This window comes from Actinoplanes sp. NPDC048988, assembly GCF_043197815.1.
Taxonomy (GTDB): domain Bacteria; phylum Actinomycetota; class Actinomycetes; order Mycobacteriales; family Micromonosporaceae; genus Actinoplanes.
Genome location: NZ_JBICTW010000007.1, coordinates 366,136 through 384,178 on the forward strand (window position 1 = coordinate 366,136; position 18,043 = coordinate 384,178).

General features: G+C 72.0%; 21 protein-coding genes and 1 pseudogene. 10 read left to right on the forward strand and 12 right to left on the reverse strand.

Annotated elements, in window-relative coordinates:
• Positions 1-640 precede the first annotated feature (640 nt).
• Positions 641-913 carry a hypothetical protein gene (locus ACGFJ7_RS24525; RefSeq protein ID WP_392643986.1) on the reverse strand — a complete coding sequence of 91 codons (273 nt, stop codon included), beginning with the start codon at positions 911-913 and terminating at the stop codon, positions 641-643.
• A 49-nt stretch (positions 914-962) separates the two neighbouring features.
• Here ACGFJ7_RS24525 and ACGFJ7_RS24530 point away from each other — a divergent pair, with 49 nt between their 5' ends.
• The 3 genes from ACGFJ7_RS24530 to ACGFJ7_RS24540 all read left to right on the forward strand — a co-directional run bounded on the left by ACGFJ7_RS24530 (position 963) and on the right by ACGFJ7_RS24540 (position 3,545).
• Positions 963-1,103 (forward strand): hypothetical protein, encoded by a 141-nt coding sequence (locus ACGFJ7_RS24530; RefSeq protein ID WP_392643988.1) that lies wholly within the window; start codon positions 963-965, stop codon positions 1,101-1,103.
• A gap of 194 nt (positions 1,104-1,297) precedes the next feature.
• Entirely contained in the window at positions 1,298-2,572 is a 1,275-nt protein-coding gene (locus ACGFJ7_RS24535) for a hypothetical protein (protein WP_392643990.1), read from the forward strand.
• Positions 2,562-3,545 (forward strand): TIGR03617 family F420-dependent LLM class oxidoreductase, encoded by a 984-nt coding sequence (locus tag ACGFJ7_RS24540; protein WP_392643992.1) that lies wholly within the window; start codon positions 2,562-2,564, stop codon positions 3,543-3,545. Before ACGFJ7_RS24535 ends, ACGFJ7_RS24540 begins: the two co-directional genes overlap by 11 nt.
• Here ACGFJ7_RS24540 and ACGFJ7_RS24545 read toward each other — a convergent pair.
• Positions 3,503-4,447: an alpha/beta hydrolase family protein gene (locus ACGFJ7_RS24545; RefSeq protein ID WP_392643994.1), complete on the reverse strand. Its 945-nt coding sequence runs from the start codon at positions 4,445-4,447 to the stop codon at positions 3,503-3,505. The two genes, ACGFJ7_RS24540 and ACGFJ7_RS24545, sit on opposite strands and share 43 nt — an antisense overlap.
• A gap of 243 nt (positions 4,448-4,690) precedes the next feature.
• Positions 4,691-5,068, reverse strand: coding sequence for a DUF427 domain-containing protein (locus ACGFJ7_RS24550; RefSeq protein WP_360249768.1), 378 nt, complete (start codon positions 5,066-5,068; stop codon positions 4,691-4,693).
• 187 nt (positions 5,069-5,255) lie between these two features.
• Here ACGFJ7_RS24550 and ACGFJ7_RS24555 point away from each other — a divergent pair, with 187 nt between their 5' ends.
• The 6 genes from ACGFJ7_RS24555 (at position 5,256) to ACGFJ7_RS24580 (ending at position 7,764) form a co-directional block, all read left to right on the forward strand.
• Positions 5,256-5,600, forward strand: a complete 345-nt coding sequence (locus ACGFJ7_RS24555) for a hypothetical protein (RefSeq protein ID WP_360249766.1) — start codon at positions 5,256-5,258, stop codon at positions 5,598-5,600.
• Between the two features lie 63 nt (positions 5,601-5,663).
• Positions 5,664-6,128, forward strand: coding sequence for a YbaK/EbsC family protein (locus ACGFJ7_RS24560; protein WP_360249763.1), 465 nt, complete (start codon positions 5,664-5,666; stop codon positions 6,126-6,128).
• A 30-nt stretch (positions 6,129-6,158) separates the two neighbouring features.
• A complete protein-coding gene (locus ACGFJ7_RS24565) occupies positions 6,159-6,518 on the forward strand; it encodes a UBP-type zinc finger domain-containing protein (RefSeq protein WP_360249761.1) in 360 nt (119 codons plus the stop codon).
• Positions 6,519-6,618: 100 nt separating this feature from the next.
• Positions 6,619-7,188, forward strand: a complete 570-nt coding sequence (locus ACGFJ7_RS24570; protein ID WP_360249758.1) for a DUF2087 domain-containing protein — start codon at positions 6,619-6,621, stop codon at positions 7,186-7,188.
• Positions 7,185-7,415 (forward strand): DUF6959 family protein, encoded by a 231-nt coding sequence (locus ACGFJ7_RS24575; protein WP_392643998.1) that lies wholly within the window; start codon positions 7,185-7,187, stop codon positions 7,413-7,415. Before ACGFJ7_RS24570 ends, ACGFJ7_RS24575 begins: the two co-directional genes overlap by 4 nt.
• A 133-nt stretch (positions 7,416-7,548) precedes the next feature.
• A complete protein-coding gene (locus tag ACGFJ7_RS24580) occupies positions 7,549-7,764 on the forward strand; it encodes a hypothetical protein (RefSeq protein WP_392644000.1) in 216 nt (71 codons plus the stop codon).
• A gap of 7 nt (positions 7,765-7,771) precedes the next feature.
• On the opposite strand, the gene ACGFJ7_RS24585 is transcribed toward ACGFJ7_RS24580, so the two are convergent.
• The 8 genes and pseudogenes from ACGFJ7_RS24585 to ACGFJ7_RS24620 all read right to left on the reverse strand — a co-directional run bounded on the left by ACGFJ7_RS24585 (position 7,772) and on the right by ACGFJ7_RS24620 (position 16,521).
• Positions 7,772-8,221 (reverse strand): hemerythrin domain-containing protein, encoded by a 450-nt coding sequence (locus ACGFJ7_RS24585; protein WP_360249749.1) that lies wholly within the window; start codon positions 8,219-8,221, stop codon positions 7,772-7,774.
• Positions 8,222-8,232: 11 nt separating this feature from the next.
• Positions 8,233-9,420, reverse strand: a complete 1,188-nt coding sequence (locus tag ACGFJ7_RS24590) for an MFS transporter (protein ID WP_392644027.1) — start codon at positions 9,418-9,420, stop codon at positions 8,233-8,235.
• A 6-nt stretch (positions 9,421-9,426) separates the two neighbouring features.
• A pseudogene (gene narI / locus ACGFJ7_RS24595) lies at positions 9,427-10,095 on the reverse strand (respiratory nitrate reductase subunit gamma); the annotation flags it as partial.
• On the reverse strand, positions 10,092-10,667 hold the full coding sequence (gene narJ / locus ACGFJ7_RS24600; protein ID WP_392644002.1) for a nitrate reductase molybdenum cofactor assembly chaperone: 576 nt from the start codon (positions 10,665-10,667) through the stop codon (positions 10,092-10,094). The gene narJ and the pseudogene narI, both read right to left, overlap by 4 nt.
• Positions 10,664-12,145: a nitrate reductase subunit beta gene (gene narH, locus ACGFJ7_RS24605; RefSeq protein WP_392644004.1), complete on the reverse strand. Its 1,482-nt coding sequence runs from the start codon at positions 12,143-12,145 to the stop codon at positions 10,664-10,666. The genes narJ and narH overlap by 4 nt, the downstream gene beginning before the upstream one ends.
• Positions 12,145-15,726, reverse strand: coding sequence for a nitrate reductase subunit alpha (locus ACGFJ7_RS24610; RefSeq protein WP_392644029.1), 3,582 nt, complete (start codon positions 15,724-15,726; stop codon positions 12,145-12,147). Before ACGFJ7_RS24610 ends, narH begins: the two co-directional genes overlap by 1 nt.
• A 76-nt stretch (positions 15,727-15,802) precedes the next feature.
• The gene (locus ACGFJ7_RS24615) at positions 15,803-16,270 is read right to left on the reverse strand and encodes a GNAT family N-acetyltransferase (RefSeq protein ID WP_360249741.1); all 468 of its coding nucleotides are present in this window, start codon (positions 16,268-16,270) and stop codon (positions 15,803-15,805) included.
• A 116-nt stretch (positions 16,271-16,386) separates the two neighbouring features.
• Positions 16,387-16,521, reverse strand: coding sequence for a hypothetical protein (locus ACGFJ7_RS24620; protein WP_360249739.1), 135 nt, complete (start codon positions 16,519-16,521; stop codon positions 16,387-16,389).
• A 140-nt stretch (positions 16,522-16,661) separates the two neighbouring features.
• On the opposite strand from ACGFJ7_RS24620, the gene ACGFJ7_RS24625 reads away from it, so the two are divergent.
• Entirely contained in the window at positions 16,662-17,942 is a 1,281-nt protein-coding gene (locus ACGFJ7_RS24625; protein ID WP_392644007.1) for a hypothetical protein, read from the forward strand.
• Position 17,943: 1 nt separating this feature from the next.
• On the opposite strand, the gene ACGFJ7_RS24630 is transcribed toward ACGFJ7_RS24625, so the two are convergent.
• Positions 17,944-18,043, reverse strand: a 100-nt coding sequence (locus ACGFJ7_RS24630; RefSeq protein WP_139338182.1) for an integrase core domain-containing protein, incomplete at its 5' end; no start/stop codon positions are given.

Genomic DNA, 18,043 nt, shown 5'->3' on the forward strand with positions numbered 1-18,043 from the left:
ATTTCTGCCGGTCTCCGGTGCCCGCGGGAGTCGGCTCTCGCCTGTCTGCGGCAGCCGCGGGAGCCGGCCCTCGCCTGTCTGCGGCAGCCGCGAGAGCCGGCCCTCGCCCGTCTGCGACACCCGCGAGAGCCGGCCCCCCCCGCCCGCCTGCGGCGCCCGCGAGAGCCGGCCCTCGCCCGTCTGCGACACCCGCGGGAGCCGGCCCCCCCCGCCCGCCTGTGGCGCCCGCGGGAGCCGGCCCTCGCCTGTCTGTGGCGCCCGCGAGAGCCGGCCCCCGTCCGTCTGTGGCGCCCGCTGCGCTCTGCGTGAGAGCCAGCCCCTGCCGGTGTTGCCGCCGCCCGCTGCGTTCTGTGTGAGAGTCAGCCTCCGCCCGTCTCCGGCGCCTGCGCTCAGCGCACGAGCGTGCCCCTCCCCGGCTTCGGGCGCGTACCACAAGATCGCGGGTGATCCGGGGTTGTCCACACTCGCCGGCTATCCACAGGCGACCTGCGGAAGCTCGTGACTGGCTGCGAGACTTCTCGACAAGTTCAGCAAAGCGCTCGGCGGGCGACCCCGGTCGAGGGTCGTCCGGGGTCGCCGTCGAGTTCGGCGGCGACCGCAGAGCGTGTGTCCGGGAGGAGGCCGGTGCTGTTGGGGAAGGCTATTTCGGCAGCGTGTAGCGGATTTCGCGATAGGTCGACCAAGGCACGCGCGGGCGGGCCAGGCCACGCTTCGTGAGGTAGCGCTGTGTTGTGGCGCGCAGACCGCGGATCAGCTGAATCTGGCCGGCGACCCTGGCCTTGTGGTGCGCACCGGGCTCGACCAGCCGGGACGGTGCCAGCAGCCACGTGTCCTCACGAGACGGTGTCAGCGAACCGACCACGCTGGCGCTGTGCAGTTTGTCGAGTCTGTCGTCGTGGCGGCGGACCAGCACACTGCGCCGGGCAGGCCGCCACCGGGAGCGCCGGCTGGAGGGTGAAGATGTGCCGCCAGAAGTCGGCCAGGTCACCGGCCGGGCCGGTGTGGATCTCGCCGGGGCAGGCGGCGGTTCCGATGACCGGCACCTGTTCGGGGTGGTTGTGCTGATGGCGTACGGCTCCGATGTCGTGCGCCTAGCTCACTGACGTGGTCAGCGGGAATGCCCCGTCGGGGCGGGTGATCCTGATGTCGGCCTCGCCGAGTGGTTGGAGGGTGACGAATGCGCAGGTCCGGGCGGCGTTCAGGAGGTCGCTGACGGGGGGTGAGCAGATGCGGCATGGCGGTGACCTTGAGTGGCGGGTGTAGATGTCTGTGCCCGCTATTTGCTTAGATCCGAGGCATGACGGAGACGCGCAGCCGAGCCGCCTTCACCGCGTGCGTTCTGGCCGGCGCCCTCCTGCTGACCGTCGGTGTGGTCACGTCGCGGCCCGAACCGGAGAGGGCCGTGGCCGTGCCACCCCGGCCGGGGCCGTACGACCGGGCCGTGGAGTCGCTGCGGGAGCAGTCGGCTGCCCTGTTGCGCGGTGACGAGCGGGCCTGGCTGGCCGTTGTCGCGCCGCCGCTGCACCGGCGCTACCGGGCCGTGTTCCGGTCGTTGCGGGCGCTCGAGGTGACCCGGTTCGACTATGCGCCGGGGGTCGGCCGTCCGGTCCGCGACGATCGCGCCGCCGTGGAGTTTCGGGTGGAGATCTCGTACTGCCTCGGCACCGACATGTGCCCGGGACGGCCCGGGGCGCAGTGGCAGCAGCCGCCGCGCGTGGAGCAGAAACTGATTCTCAAACCCTTGGGTGCCCGGTACGTGATCAGCTCGATCACGCCCGCACCGGAGGCCCATCCGCGGCATCCGGCGCCGTGGGAGGCCGGTGATCTGGCCGTGCTGCGCGGGTCGCGGGTCACCCTGCTGGCCGCGCCGGCCGAGCGGCGGCACCTGGCCCGGCTGCTGCCGGTGGCCGAGGCGGCGGCGCGGGCCGACGACCGGTTCGCCGCGCTGATGGGCACGCCGCAGTCGCGGTACCGGATCTACCTGGCCGGGGATCGGCAGTGGCGGACCTGGTACGGCGGGGAGGAGAACGACTGGGCGGTCGGGCTCGCCGTGCCGCTGAACATGTACGCCACCGACGTGGTCCTGCGGATGAGCAAGCTGGCCGACCATCCGGAGTTTCTGCGGGTCGCCCTCCAGCACGAGCTCGGGCACGTCGTGACGCTGGCCGGCGCCTACCGGGCCGACGCGGCCGCCGACACGTGGCTGTCCGAGGGCGTCGCCGAGTACATCGGCTGGTCGCCGCGGACCGCCGCCCGCAGCCTGCGCCGGGACAGCGTGCGGTGGCAGCTGCGGGCCGGGGCGCCGCGGTCGATGGTTCCGGTCAAGCCGGGACCGGACGCGCCGAGCCGGGCCGGGGACGCCTTCTACGGGCTGAGCCACTTCGCCGTCGACTGCATGGCCCAGCGGTACGGCGAGCCGAAGCTGTTCACCTTCGTCCGGCTCGTGCTGACCCGGGACAACGAGTACGACCAGGCCGCGCGCGAGGCGTTCGGGGTGCCGTTCGCGGCGGTCGACAAGGCCTGTGTGAGCTGGATCCGGGCCCGGGTGCTATCAAGAGATCATGCTGGTTGACTTCGCCGCCGACGTCGCGGCCACGCCCTCGCAGGTGGAGGCGGCCGCGGCCGCGGCGGAGCGGGACGGGTACGACGGGTTCGCGGCGGCCGAGACGCGGCACGACGTGTTCCCGGCCCTGGCGCTGGCCGCCCGGGCCACCGAGCGGATCACGCTGCAGTCGGCGATCGCGGTGGCGTTCGCCCGCAACCCGATGAGCGTGGCCGTGCTCGCCAACGACCTGCAGCTCATCTCGGCCGGCCGCTTCCAGCTCGGCCTGGGCTCGCAGGTCCAGGCGCACATCGAGCGCCGCTTCGCGATGCCGTGGGGGCGCCCGGCCGCGCGCATGGAGGAGTTCGTCCGGGCGATCCGGGCCATCTGGCATTCGTGGGCGAGCGGTGACCGGCTGGCGTTCCGGGGCGAGTTCTACCGGCACACGCTGATGTCCGACTTCTTCAATCCGGGCGAGAACCCGTACGGGAACCCTCCGATCTTGATTGCCGCCGTGGGGGAGCGGATGACCCGGGTGGCCGGCCGCGTCGGTGACGGGCTGCTCGCCCATCCGCTGACCAGCGCCGCCTACCTGCGCGAGCGCACCCGGCCGGCGCTGCGGGAGGCCCGTGGCGGCGAGCTGGACGGCTTCTCGCTCGGCCTGTCGGCCATGGTCGTGCTGGGGGCCGACGCGGCCGCGCGGTCGCGGGCGGAACAGGCCGTGAAGGGGCAGATCGCCTTCTACGCGTCGACGCCCGCCTACCGGCCGGTGTTCGAGCTGCACGGCTGGGGTGAGCTGGCCGACCAGCTCAACGGGCTGTCCCGGCGGCAGGCGTGGGCCGAGATGACGGCGCTGATCACCGACGACGTGCTGGACACCTTCGCGGTGGGCGGCGACGTGGGGACGAACCTGCGGGAGCGCTTCGGCGGGCTGGTCGACCGGATCTCGCTGTACACGCCCTACGAGGTGGATCCGGCGCTGGTCCGGGCGGCCTGGAGCTGATTCTCGACGGCGCCGAGAGTGCCCGCCGACAGTGCGGGCACGCCGCCGTACAGCGACCAGCGCAGGAAGCGGGCTCCGGCCGCGCTGAGGAGGGGAAACTCGGCCGTGCTGGTGTGGTGGCCGCCGTCGGTGAACGACAGCATGGCCCGTGACCAGGGCACCGCCTCGAAGACGGTGTGCCCGGCCGGCCAGCTCACGGTGTCGTCCCGGCGGCCGTGCACGAACAGCATCGCGGCCGGCGGCCCGCCGAACGGGGTGGCCAGGAAGTCGGTGCCGGCCAGCACGATCCCGGCCCGGAGCCGCTCGTCGCGGTAGGCGCTGAACATCCCGGCGGTGGTGATCCCACCGGCCGAGTGCCCGCCGGCGGCCATCCGCGAGGCGTCGACCCGGCCCTGCAACGGCCCGGCCACCGTGTTCTGCGCGGCGATCTCGGTGAGCACGTGCGAGGCGTCCAGGGGCTGATTGGCGACGTCGTACGCGTTGAACGCGGCCGTGCCGAGCGAGGTGTGCGGATAGAGCGGGGCGGCCACCACCACCCCGGTCAGGGCCCAGCTGATCAGCAGCGCGGCGTAGTCGTCGGGCTGCGACAGCATGCCGTGGCTGAACACCAGCACCGGGTAGGGGCCGGGGCCGACCGGATACCAGACCCGGGTCGGCAGCGACCGGCCGTCGCGGGTGAAGGTGTAATCGGCCCGCCCGACCGAGTTGACCCCGGCCGGCGGGGTGCCGCCCGGCGGCTCGTACGCCGTGACCGGTCGCGGCGACAGCGTCGAGGTCTTGACCGAGGACAGGATCCGGGACGCGGACGCCGTCCCCCGGCCGGCCGCGCCGGCGGCGGTCGCCCTCACGGCCACGGCTCCGGCCGCGACGGCCGTACCGAGCAGTAATGATCTTCTGCGCACGCGGACGACGGTGCCTCGCGTTCCTGTGCCCGCGCTATGTCCTGCCTGTGGGGCCGCTCGGCTGACCGGCGGCCGGCGCAACAGGCGACCCCTTTCGAGGTAACAGCGGCCCGGCTTGACCGCCAAGCCGGGCCGTACCGGATCTCCTTGATCCGTGCCGTTCCTCCGTTTGCTCGCGCTCCTGCTGCTGCTGTCCGCCCTGCTGGGGGTGGGCCGGAGCGCGGCGGTGACGATGGCCCCCGCTCAGTCCTCGATCGAGATCGAGTCGACCCGGTCGGGGTAGAACGCCACATGGTCCTTGATCTCGGCCACCGCCGGGCGCGGGTCGCGGTAGACCCAGATGGCGTCCACCGACTTCTCGCCGCCGGCCGGGATCGAGTAGTAGCTGGCGTCGCCCTTGTAGGGGCAGTAGCTCTCGGTCTGACTGTCGGCCAGCAGCGACTGGTCGACGTCGCTGAGCGGGATGTACGGCACCGCCGGATACGTCGACTCCTGCAGCGTCAGAGCGTTGCGGGTGTCGGCGACGACCTTGCCGCCGACGGTGACCACGATGTGCGCCGGGTTCGGCGTGATCGTGATCGGGTGGTCCGGTCCGGGTTCCAGGACGGGCTTGCCGGTCATGCGGAGCTCCTTCGCTCATGATCTTCGCTTTGCACATTGTTTCTCGGCGCGCAGCCGATCGTCCAAAATCCGGCCGGTCATCCAGGGCCTCCTCGACCGAACGCCCCAAAGGTGGCTGTTGCCAGGTATGCGGCTTGCGAGCGTGATGGCCTGTAGGCGAACACATCGGCTCGAGGAAAGGTGAGACATGAAAACCGCAACGCGGATCCTGACACTCGTCGGACTGAGCCTGGTCACGGGCGTGACGATCGGTGCGGGTCCCGCACAGGCGGCCACGGCTGCCTCGTCTCCGCAGGGCGCGACGCAGACCCAGGTGCGCCCGTGGGACGACGACGATGACGACGTGGCCGGCTACTACGACAGCCGCCGTGACTGCGAGCGCGCCGGCTGGCGTGGCGAGCGTCGCGGCTGGTGGGAGGACTCGGACTGCGAGTACGTCTGGCGTGGCCCGCACCGCGGCGACTGGAAGCTCACGGTCGACCGGGACGACGACCACGACGACTGGCGGGACCACCGCCGGGGTCGCGACTGAACGCGCGTAGAACAGGCCACATCCGCTTCGGATGTGGCCTGTTCGCTGTCTACGGTTGATCACATGTCGAATCCCGCCGAAACCGCCGCCCTCGCGCTGGGCGTCTCCGCCAAGCTGCTGCGCCACGGACCCGTCGCCAGCGTCGCCGAGGCCGCCCGGGCCCAGGGCGTCGAGATCCAGGATCTGGTCAAGACCTTGGTGGTACGGCGGGCCGACGGCGACTACGTGCTCGTGCTGGTCCCGGGCGACCGGCAGATCTCCTGGCCCAAGCTGCGCGCCCTGCTCGGCGTGAACCGCCTCTCGATGCCCGACGCCGCCACCGCGCTGGCCGCCACCGGATACGAGCGCGGCACGATCACCCCGTTCGGCGCCGCCGGCGACTGGCCGGTCATCGCCGACGAGCGCACCCGCGGCCGCACGATCAACCTGGGCGCCGGCGAGCGCGGGGTGGGCCTTCAGGTCGCGGCCGACGAGGCGGTCGCCGCCCTGGGCGGGCAGTTCGCCGATGTGACGGACGATGCAGCCTGACGCATGTGTCGCTCGGGTAGGTTGCTCCTCGTGACCAGCGAAGTGACGAACGACCCGATCCAGCCCCACGTCCCGCCGTCCGGCACCGGCTGCGTCGAGTGCCTCGAGGCCGACGGATGGTGGTTCCACCTGCGCCGCTGCGCCCAGTGCGGGCACATCGGCTGCTGCGACTCCTCCCCGTCGCAGCACGCCAGCGCGCACTGGCGCGAGACCGGCCACCCGATCATCCAGTCCTTCGAGCCCGGCGAGGACTGGTTCTGGGACTTCAGCACCGAGGAGGCGGGCAACGGCCCGCGCCTGGCCCCGGCCGACAGCCACCCGATCGACCAGCCGGCGCCCGGCCCGGCCGGCGCCGTCCCCGCGGACTGGAAGCACCACCTGCACCGCTGACGGCGGTGTGCCGTTCGCGCTGACCGGTGGCCGGCCGCCGGTCAGCGGGGCCGCCCGAAATGGGGTCGCGCGCCGAGCCGTGCCGCCCTACGGTGACGGGATGTCCGCCGACGCCGCCCGTGCGGCCGAAATGCTCAGCCAGCTCGCCGTCCCGCACCGCTTGGCGGCGTACGCCGAACTGGTGCGCCGGGGCGCCGAGGGCGCCACGATCGCCGAGCTGGCCTTCACCATCGACGTCCCGGTCCAGAAGGCGGGCGAGAGCCTGGCCCGCCTGGTCGCGGCGGGCCTGGCCACCGGAACGGGCAACGGCGTCTACCGGGCCGACGCCGGCGCCCTGCGCGAGGCGGCCTCCGCGGTGGACGCCCTCCAGCCGATGGCCCCGCTGCTGCGCGACTATCCCCAGCTGCGCGGCAACTTCGCCCACGGCCGCCTCACGAGCCTGCCACCGACGCTGGGCGAACGCTACGAGCTGATCGGCGAGCTGTTCGCCCGCTACCTGGCCCTGGACGGCCTCTGCGACGAGGATCAGATCAACACCCGCCTGGCCCAGGTGACGGACGACGTCGCGGGCGTACGCCGGATGCTCGTCGACACGGGCTGGCTGGAACGCGACCGGGCCGGCACGACGTACGGCCCCGGCCGCCCGTTACCCGCCCAGCTGACGCCGTGACCGGCGAGAGCGCCCACATCCTGGCCCGCGAGGGCAACCTCGCGGTGACCCACCTGCCCGGCCGAGCCCATCCCGGCATCCACATCCAGGGCGACACCTTCCTCGAGCTCCACCGCCAGCTCACCGCCGCGGCCGCCCGCGTGCACGACGCACCCGCCGAGCTCGAGGTCGCGATCGCGGAGCTGACCGCCATACGCACCTTCTACGAGGAACGCTGGCGGTGCTGAGCCGCGGGCACTTCGGTGCCTCGCCCATCAGCGCGCGGGGCGCCTCGGCGTAGGCCCGGCTGCGGCGGGCGGGGCAGGCCGGTCGACGCGGCGGGCGATGGGCAACGACCCGCCGGCCGTGGAGAGTGACGTCATGACGTGCATCGTGGGGATCACGGATGGGCGTACGGTGACGGTGGGCGGGGACTCGGCGGGCAGCGACGGATGGCACGTGGTCGCCCCGGGGTCGCTGCACTCCACGGCCAGGTCGTCCGCCGGCAGCCGGCACCGTGCGGTCATGGCCCTCGAAACGGCGGCCGAGCTCACCGAGGGTGTCCGGCCGCCGTTCACGGTGGTGGAGTCGGAGTGAACGGGGGTCAGCTTGCCTGTGAGACCGCGGCCCGCACCTTGTCGACCGTGTCCCAGTCGGTGCCGGTGAGGGTGGTCAGGGCGGCCGGGAAGACGCCGTCCTGCTCCTTGAGGATGTGGTCTCTCAGGAGGTCCAGGGTCACGATCAGGCGGTGCGGCCACGCCGGGTCGGTGGGGGTGCCGTGGGCGGCCTCGGCCAGGACGGCCTCCACGTGGCGGTGCTCGGACTCCAGGGCGTGGATCTGGTCGGGGAAGTCGCCGGCCAGCAAGGGGAACAGGCCGTGCTCCTCCACTTCGGTGTGTGGGCCGAGGACGGCGGCGATCTCGCGAGACAGGGCCGCCATCCGGCCGGGATCGGTGGTGGTACGGACGGTGCTGATCAGGGCCACGACGGTGTCGTGTTCGCGGGTCAGCTCCTCGATGGCGGTGACCGACTGGCAGCCGCAGTATTCGCACATGGGTGAGTCCTTCAGGCGGTGGCCGCGCGGCGGCGGCCCACGGAGATGAGGTCCAGGGCCAGGGCGGCCAGCGCCACGATCGCCAGGAGGACCAGGCCGAGGGCGTACGAGTGGTAGCTGCCGTAGACGGCGCCCATGATGAGCGGGGGGACGAAGCCGCCGAGGCCGCCGGCCGCGCCGACGACGCCGGTCACCGAGCCGACCTGGTTGGCGGGCGCCTTCTGGGCCACCAGGGCGAAGGTGGCGCCGCTTCCGGTGCCCAGGGCGGCCGCCATCAGCAGGAAGGCGGCCGTGCCGACGGGGGCCAGGCCGGGGGTGAAGGCCTGCACCAGGGCGCCGCCGACGACGGCGGCCAGGCTCAGGGCCAGGACGCGGCTGGCGGCGACGCGGTCGGAGAGCCAGCCGCCGACCGGGCGCATCAGGACCGCCAGCAGGACGAAGCCGGCCATGCGGTTGGCGGCGTCGGCGTGGGTCAGGCCGTAGGCGTTCTTCAGGTACGCGGGCAGGTAGACCGAGAAGGCGACGTAGCCGCCGAAGGCGACCGCGTACAGGGCCGCGGCCTGCCAGGTGATGCGCAGCCGGACGGTGGCGCCCAGGCGTGACGTGAACGGGGTCGTGGGGACGGCGCGGCCGGGGGCGTCGCGCAGTACCAGCCAGGCGATGACGGCGTACACCGCCAGGACGGCCGCCGTCAGCAGGAACGGGGTGCGCAGGGTGCTCGCGTCGACCAGCTTGACCGTGGTGAGGGCGCTGATCGCGGTGCCACCCATGCCCATGCCGAAGACACCCACGGCGAAGCCGCGGCGTGACGGCGGGAACCAGGCGTTGACGAACGGGACGCCCACGGCGAAGGCGGTGCCGCCGATGCCGAGGAAGAAGCCGCCGATCAGCAGGGCGGCCAGCGAATCGTGGCCGAGCAGGCCCAGGTAGAGCACCGGGACGATCGTCGCCAGCGACACCAGCGGGAACATCACGCGGCCGCCGAAGCGGTCGGTCAGCGCGCCGACCGGGATCCGGCCGAGCGAGCCCACCACCACCGGCACGGCCACCAGCAGCGACTGCTGGAAGGAGCTCAGACGCAGGTCGGTGGTGAACGTCGCGGCCAGCGGGCTGAGCAGAGCCCACGCCCAGAAGTTCACCGCGAAGCCGATGGTGGCCAGGGCGAGCATGACGCCCGGCCGATTCCGAGTTGTGCTCATGGTGGTCCGCCTTCCGCGGTAGACGACGTAGGGGCGCCAGAGGTACGCCATGGGGGCCGACCACACGTGCACGAGGCGGGTGAACGGCCACAGGGCCAGGAACAGGAAGCCGCCCACGGCGTGCAGCTGGTAGACGAGCGGGGCGCCGGTCATCAGCGACGTGTGCGGCCGGAACCAGAAGATGCCGCGGAACCAGACGGCGATCGTCTCCCGGTAGTCGTAGCCGCCGCCGAGCAGGTTGCGGCCGATCGTGGCCGACATGCCCAGCGCGACCATGAGCGCGAGGAACGCGTACAGCACCTTGTCCATGGTTGTGGTGACCCGCCGGACGCGGCCGCTGACGAGCCTGCGGGCGATCAGCAGGGCCAGGCCCACGACCAGCATCAGGCCGGTCACCGTGCCGGCCGAGACCGAGACCAGGTGGTACGCGTGTTCGGAGACGCCGATCGCCGCGGTGGCCGAGGCCGGGACGACCAGGCCGAGCGCGTGCCCGCCGATGACGCCGAACGCGCCCAGGTGGAACAGGGGCGAGCCGAGCCGCAGCAGGCGGTTCTCCAGGAGCTGGCTCGTGTGCGTCGTCCAGCCGAACTGGTCGCGCCGCCACCGCCAGATGTGCCCGGCCACGAAGACGGCGAGGCAGGCGTACGGCAGCACGACCCACACCAGCGTGCTCATTTGTATCCCTCCACAGACACGCCGACGCTTTCCACCGGCGGCCCGTCGACGGCCAGCGCGGTGATCGCGGCCAGGTCGTCGCCGGTGAGCGGCGGCAGGATCGCGCAGACCGCTTCGAGCAGTTCTCGGTACGGCGAACCCGACTCGCTCAGCGCCGACCGGAGCAGTTCGAGCCCCTGCCGGTGCTGGCGCAGCGGGGCCTCCCCGTCGCCGGGACCGGCCACCGCCGCGAACTCCAGCACCACCGGCAGCAGGTCGGGCAGCTCGCCACCGGCCAGGGTCAGGCCGTGGGCGCGGTAGCGCTGCTTCAGCACGAGCAGGGCCATGCCGCGCTTGCGGGTGTCGCCGTGCAGGTAGTAGGTGAGGTAGAGCCCGGAGCGCCGGCGCAGGTCGAAGGTCTGCACGTAGTGCCGCTGGCAGTCGATCAGGGGCGTGCCGAGCAGCCAGTCCAGGAAGGCCGTGATCGGCTCGTTGCCGGCCGCCGCCGCCCGTAGCTCCGGCCCGGCCGCCAGCAGTTCCTCGTCCGGGTAGGTGAGCAGCAGCGAGGCCAGCTGGAACGTCCGGGCCCTCATGACCGCACCCGCAGACCGCCGGCCGGGAAGAACGGGCCGGCCTCGGAGCCGACCGGGCAGGCCACCTCCTCCTCGAGCGCGGCCGCGTCAGCCGACAGGGCGGCCGGCACCACGTACCGGTCGCCGTACTTGGCCACGGCCAGCAGCCGGTACATGGCCTCGACCTGCTCGGCGTCCATCCCGATGGTGTCCAGCAGGTCCTGGGCGACGGTGCCGTCGAGGGTGCGGGCCCGCATGTAGGAGCGCATCGCGGCCAGCTTCATCAGCACCCCGCCGACCGCGGCCGCGTCTCCGGCGGTGAACAGCTCGGCCAGGTATTCGACCGGGATCCGCAGCTCGTCGATCGTGTGGAAGACCTCGTCGGCGTCGGTGTCGTCGCGCCCGGCGGCCCCGGCCGCGTCCAGCACCGGCGACAGCGGCGGCACGTACCAGACCATCGGCAGCGTGCGGTACTCCGGATGCAGCGGCAGCGCGATCCGGTACTCGCTGATCAGCTTCCACACCGGGGAGGCCTGGGCCGCCTCGATCCACGTCTCGGCGTACCCGGCCTCTCTCGCCGCCTGTCGCACTTGCTCGTCGTACGGGTCGAGGAAGACCCCGCGCTGCGCGTCCAGCAACTCGGACTCGGGCGCCGAGGCCGCGGCGAGCACGGCGTCCTCGTCGTACCACAGCAAGCCCAGATAGCGCAGGCGGCCGACGCAGGTCTCCGAGCAGATGGTGGGCTGACCGGCCTCGATCCGCGGGAAGCAGAAGGTGCACTTCTCGGCCTTGCCGGTCGCGTGATTGACATAGACCTTCTTGTACGGGCAGCCGGTCACGCACATCCGCCAGCCGCGGCACTTGTCCTGGTCGACCAGCACGATGCCGTCCTGCTCACGCTTGTACATGGCGCCGGACGGGCAGGCCGAGACGCAGGCCGGGTTGAGGCAGTGCTCGCAGATGCGCGGCAGGTGGAACATGAAGGTCTTCTCGAACTCGAACTTCACCTTGCCGGCCATCCGGGCCAGGTTCGGATCGTCCCGGCCGGACTGACCGCCGAGCGAGTCCTCCCAGTTGGCGCCCCACGTCACCGCCATCGGCTCGCCGGTCAGGGCCGAGCGCGGCCGCTTGACCGGCGTGTCCTTCAGGCCGCCGGGCGCGCTGACCAGAATGTCCTTGTCGAACGTGGCCGGCTCGTAGTAGTCGTCGATCGCCGGCAGGTCCGGGTTGGCGAAGATCCGGCTGAGCCGCTTGACCCGGCCGCCCGAGCGCAGCGTGAGCCGGCCCTTGGCGTCCAGGACCCAGCCGCCCTTCCAGCGTTCCTGGTCCTCGTAGTGCTTCGGATAGCCGATGCCCGGCTTGGTCTCGACGTTGTTGAACCAGACGTACTCGGTGCCTTCCCGGTTGGTCCAGGTCTGCTTGCACGTCACCGAGCAGGTGTGGCAGCCGATGCACTTGTCGAGGTTCATCACCATGGCGACCTGGGCGCGGATGCGCATCAGTACTCCACCTCCTGGGTCCGGCGGCGGATCACGGTGATCTCGTCGCGCTGGCTGCCGATCGGGCCGTAGTAGTTGAAGGCGTACGTGAGCTGGCCGTGCCCGCCGGCCAGGTGGGTGGGCTTGATGAGCAGCCGGGTCATCGAGTTGTGGTATCCGCCGCGGCGGCCCGACTTCTCGGCCTTGGGGACGTTCACCGTGCGCTCGGGGGAGTGGTACTGGAAGACGGTGCCCTCGGGCATGCGGTGGCTGACCACGGCCCGGGCGACGACGACGCCGTTGCGGTTGTGGGCCTCGATCCAGTCGTTGTCGGCCACGCCGATCTTGGCGGCGTCCTGGACGCTCATCCAGATCACCGGGCCACCGCGGGACAGGGCGAGCATGAGCTCGTTGTCGTGGTACATCGAGTGGATGGACCACTTCGCGTGCGGGGTCAGGAAGCGTACGGTCACCCCGCCGTCGACCGCCTCGCCCGGGCCGCCGAAGTGCCGGGCCATGTTCAGCGGGGGCCGGAAGCCGGGCAGCTGCTCACCGAGCTCGGCGATCCAGTCGTGCTCGACGAAGAAGTGCTGCCGGCCGGTGACGGTGTGCCAGGGCTTGAGCCGTTCGACGTTGAGGGTGAACGGCGAGTAGCGGCGGCCGCCCTTCTCCGAACCGGACCACTCGGGGCTGGTGAAGACCGCCTGCGGCGCGCGCTGCGTGTCCTCGTACGTGATGTGGTCCTGCTCGTGCCCCTCGATCAGATCCAGGAACTGTTGCCCGGTGCGCTTCTCGAGCGCGGCGAAGCCGGCGGCGGCGACCCGGCCGTTGGTGGTGCCGGAGAGGGCGAGGATGGCCTCGCACATGCGGTCGGCGGTGGCCAGGGACGGGCGGCCGTCGATGACGCCGTTCTGGTGCTTCAGATAGGCGATCTCGGGGGTGACGTCGACGGTGATCGCCTTGGTGGTGGTGCCGGCCGAGTCGAGCAGCGGGCCGACCGTGCGCATCTTGCGCCCGATCGCGGTGTAGTCCCGTTCGATCTCGACGAGCTTGGGCATCGTCCGGCCGGGGACCGGCTCACACTCGCCGCGCTTCCAGTCGCGGACCCGACCGCCGGGCATGGCCAGCTCGTCCGGGGTGTCGTGCTGCAGCGGCACGGCCAGCACGTCACGGCGTACCCCCAAGTGGGTCTCGGCCAGGTCGGAGACCTTGTCGGCCAGGGCCAGGAACGCGTCGTAGTCGGTGCGCGCGCCGGCCGGCGGCTCGACGGCCGGGCTGAAGGCGTGGACGAACGGGTGCATGTCGGTGGTGGAGATGTCGTTCTTCTCGTACCAGGTGGCGGCCGGCAGGACGAGATCGGAGTGCAGGCCGGTGTTCGTCATCCGGAAGTCCACAGTGGTGAGCAGGTCGAGCTTGCCGGTCGGGGCCTCGTCCCGCCAGGCGACGTCGCGGGGGCGATGGGCGGGGTCGCACTCCTCAGCCGTGGCGGCGCCGTCGACGCCGAGCAGGTGGCGCATGAAGTACTCGTTGCCCTTCCCCGACGAGCCGAGAAGATTGCAGCGCCAGAGGGTGAGGCAGCGCGGGTAGTTGGCCGGGTCGTCGGGGTCTTCCGCCACGCTGGCGAGCTGTCCGCTTCTCAGGGCGCCGACAACGTACTCGTCCACCGGCCGGCCCGCGGCTTCGGCCTCGTCGCAGAGGTCGAGGGGATTGCGGTTGAAGAACGGGTGGCCGGGGGACCAGCCCATGCGCTGGGCGGCCGCGACCGTGTCGGCGAAGGCCATCCCGGCGAACCGGCCCGTGCCGAGCGGGGACGAGAGCTCGTCGGCGGCCACCCGCTCGTAGCGCCACTGGTCGGTGTGCAGGTACCAGAACGGGGTGGCGGCCTGGTGCCGCATGGGGCGCTGCCAGTCGAAGGCGAACGACAGGTGCTGCTGGCCGGTGAGCGGGCGGGCCTTCTCCTGGCCGACGTAGTGGGCCCAGCCCCCGCCGTTGACACCCTGGCAGCCGGTGAGGGTGACCAGGGAGATGAAGGCCCGGTACGTCATGTCGGAGTGGAACCACTGATTGGCGCCGGCGCCCAGCACGATCATCGAGCGGCCCCGGCTGCGTTCGGCGTTGCGGGCGAACTCGCGGGCGATCCGGGTCGCCACGGCGGCGGGAACGCCGGTGATCTGTTCCTGCCAGGCGGGGGTGTTCAGGGTGTCGCCGTAGCCCGGCAGATCGCCCCGCTGCACGCCGTACTGGGCCATGACCAGGTCGAAGACGGTGGTGACGGCGTGGCCGGCGATCCAGCGGATGGGGACGCCGCGCCTGATCGTGGTGCCGCCCTCGGTCTCGCCCACGTCGAACCGGGGAAGGTCGACTTCGACGTTCTCGCCGGGCGTGATCCCCAGGGCCGGGACCACGTCGCCCAAGTCGAGGTTCCAGCGGCCCTCTTCGCCGTACCGGAAACCCAGGGATCCGTTGGGTACGTGTGGTTCGCCGGTGCGTTCGTCGATCAGTACGGTCTTGTGGTCGCCCCGGTCCTGGCCCAGGTCACTTGCGGTGAGGAAGCGGTCGGCGGCCCACACGTCGCCGCTGCGGCGGAGCGTGACCAGGAACGGCAGGTCCGTGTACTTCCGGACATAGTCCAGGAAGTAGGGGACCTGGCGGTCGACGAAGAACTCCTTGAGGATGACGTGGCCCATCGCCATGGCCAGGGCGCCGTCAGTGCCCGGATGAGGGGCGAGCCAGTCGTCGGCGAACTTCACGTTGTCGGCGTAGTCCGGGCTGACCGCCACGACCTTCGTGCCCCGGTATCGGGCCTCGGCCAGGAAATGCGCGTCCGGGGTGCGGGTCACCGGGATGTTCGAACCCCACATCATCAGGTACGTGGCGTTCCACCAGTCGCCGGCCTCGGGGACGTCCGTCTGGTCGCCCCAGATCTGCGGGGAGGCCACCGGCAGGTCCGCGTACCAGTCGTAGAAGCTCAGCAGCGTCCCGCCCAGCAGCGCGTGATAGCGGGTGCCGGCCGCGAACGAGGCCATCGACATGGCCGGGATGGGCGAGAAACCGACGACCCGGTCCGGCCCGTACGTCTTGGTGGTGTAGACGTGCGCGGCCGCCATCATCTCGATCGCCTCGTCCCAGGAGGCCCGGACGAAGCCGCCGCGGCCGCGCTGCGCCTTGTAGGCCCGCGCCTTCAGCGGCGTCTCCACGATCTCGGCCCACGCCAGCACCGGGTCGTTCAGGCGCTGCCGCGCCTCCCGGAACATCTCGGCCAGGACCCCGCGGACGTACGGGTGGCGCACGCGCGACGGCGAATACTCGTACCACGAGAAGGAAGCCCCCCGCGGGCAGCCGCGCGGCTCGTAGTCGGGCGTCTCGGGCCCGGTCGTCGGATAGTCGGTGGCCTGGTGCTCCCAGGTGATCAGCCCGTCCTTGACGAAGACGTTCCACGAGCAGGAGCCGGTGCAGTTCACCCCGTGCGTCGAGCGGACCACCCGGTCGTACTGCCACCGGTCCCGGTAGAAGGACTCCCATCCGTTCCGGCTGACCTCGTGGAGCGTACGGCCGTGGTCGCCCACGGTCTCCCCGGTCAGAAAGCGGCGGGCCGCCAGCAGCGGCGCGGTTCCGGGCACGACATCGGTCGCGGGTTCTCTGGACACGCCCTCAGCGTGGTCCGCGGTACCCCGAAGGTCAGGAGGAGCAGGTCCCGCCCAGTCCGGGACCTAAGTCCCGAACCGTCTTGTGATAGAGGAACTCGTCCTCGGTCTCGCCGAACCGCCGGTAGCCGAGCCGCTCGTAGAGCCGCCGCGCGCCGTGGTTGTCCTTCTCGACCCCGATGAGCACGGGTACGCCGTCCCGCGCGGCCGCGCGTTCCAGGCCGCGGACGATCTCGGTGCCGAGGCCCCGATTCCGTACGGCCGGATCGAGCTGAATCCCGGCCAGCCGAAGGCCTTCGGCGTCCCGCACCACACGCAGCCGCCCGGCCACGGCCCCATCGACCTCGATGACGGACAGCACGTTGGCGGGATCGGCGTCCACTATGGTCCGCCGGCTCCACTCGACGAAGCGGGCGCGCCACTCCGCGTCGTACCCACCGGCCTCGACCACGATGTCAGCGAGCCGCTCGACATCCGCCACCGTCGCCGGTCTGATGATCACAGCACACCCCCGCCCCCGTCCGGTCCCGCCGATGCTTCAGCGGGACCCGGCCGTTGCCTAACGGTACGGCGAACGGACCCGCCGCGCGTGAACCGACGGCCGGGGTCCCTCGACGCTCAGCGGCCCCGAATCCGCCGGGTCGCGGCCTCGACAGCAGCGGCGGCGGCAAGGACGACGGCGGTCGCGAGAGGCAGCGACACGACATATCCCGCGGCGATCCAATGGCGCTTCATCACAACCTCCGAGTCCACTGGTGACACCTTCAGCAAACGCCCCGGAGCGGACGCCCGGCAGAGGCGGACGGGGGCCGGGCGCGGGCCGTCCGGCCCTGGGCGCGGCTGGGCGGGGATGCTGGGCGGGTGTCGCGGGCCGGGCTTGCTACCGTGCGCTCATGACGGCGGGGGAGCGCGGCAAACGAGTCAGTGGCCTGGTTTTCGCGGCGATCACCGGGGCGCTGGCCGGGGCCGCCGTCGCGGGGCGGCGGCCCGGGCGTGGGGCGGTGCTGGGGGCGGCCGCGCTCGCCGCGGCCGAGGCGGTGTCGCGGGCCCGTCAGAAGCCCGGGGAGATTCCGGCCTGGTGGTCGCGTGTGGTCATGAGCGGCGCGCTGGCGGCGCCGGCCGGCTGGCTCGGCGGCCGTGTGACCGGCGCCGGCCCGGTGGCGGTGGGCACGGCGGCCGGGGCGGTCGCCGGGGCGCTGGGCGTGCGGCCGCAGAAGGTGGCGCTGGGTCCCGTGGCCGGAGCCGCCGTGGGGGTCGCGTGGCGCCTGGCGACCCGGCGTGCGGCGCCGCCGGCCGCGGTCGCGGCGAGCGCCGTCGTCGGCTACCGCGCCTTGGCGGCCGTGCTGTTCCGCGATCCGCAGGTGGGTCTGCTCGCCGAACGGGTGCCGGCCGGGGAACTGCCGTTCGTGGTGCCGCTGGAGGCGCGCGCCGGCTACGTCGGCACCGGATACGTGCGGGAGCTGGCCGGCGTGCTTGGCGGCACGTACCAGGCCGGCGCCGACGACGTGGGCATCGTCGCGTCGCTCGACGACCTCGCCGGCCCGCAGTTCGACCCCGCCGGCGTCGACCCGCTGGTGCGGGAGTTCTACGAGCACACGACCCGATTCCGGCTCGACATCGTGCCCGAGTGGCGGCTCTGGGTGCGCCCCGGCTACCTGCTCTACCGCACCTTCGTCGCCCGGCCGCTGGGCCAGGCCAACGTGCCGATGAACCAGCGCGAGACGCAGCGCGGCGTCCGCAGCCGCATCGACACCATCACCCCGCGGGATTCGGAGCTCATCGGCGTACGGGGGTGGATCCGCTCCTTCGCCGACACCGACGAGCCCATCTACGTCGGCATCTACACCACGTACCGCCATGACGGCCGCGGTTACGTGAGCGTCGGTTTCCCCGTACCCCAGGGCAATTTCACCGCGACCCTCCTCCCCGAGCCCCGGCCCGGCGGCGGCCTGGTCCTGACCAGCCGCAGCTCACTGCCGCACCCCGGCCACTACCTGACGTACATCGATCCCGAAACCCGCGACCTGACCACCTTGGCCGTGCACGGCTTCACCGAACAGCTCGACGTCCACGTCGAGGACGGCGTCCTGCGCGCCGACCACGCGTTCTCCCTCTACGGCTTCCCGTTCCTGGTGCTGCGCTACACGATCGAGCACCGTCGTCGTCACGGCTGACCTAGGTGTGCTGTCCAGGGACGTTGGTCAACCTGGTGATGGGTGGTAGGCCACCGATTGCTGAGTGGGGTCGGTGGTGATTGTAGTGATGCAGGAAGGCC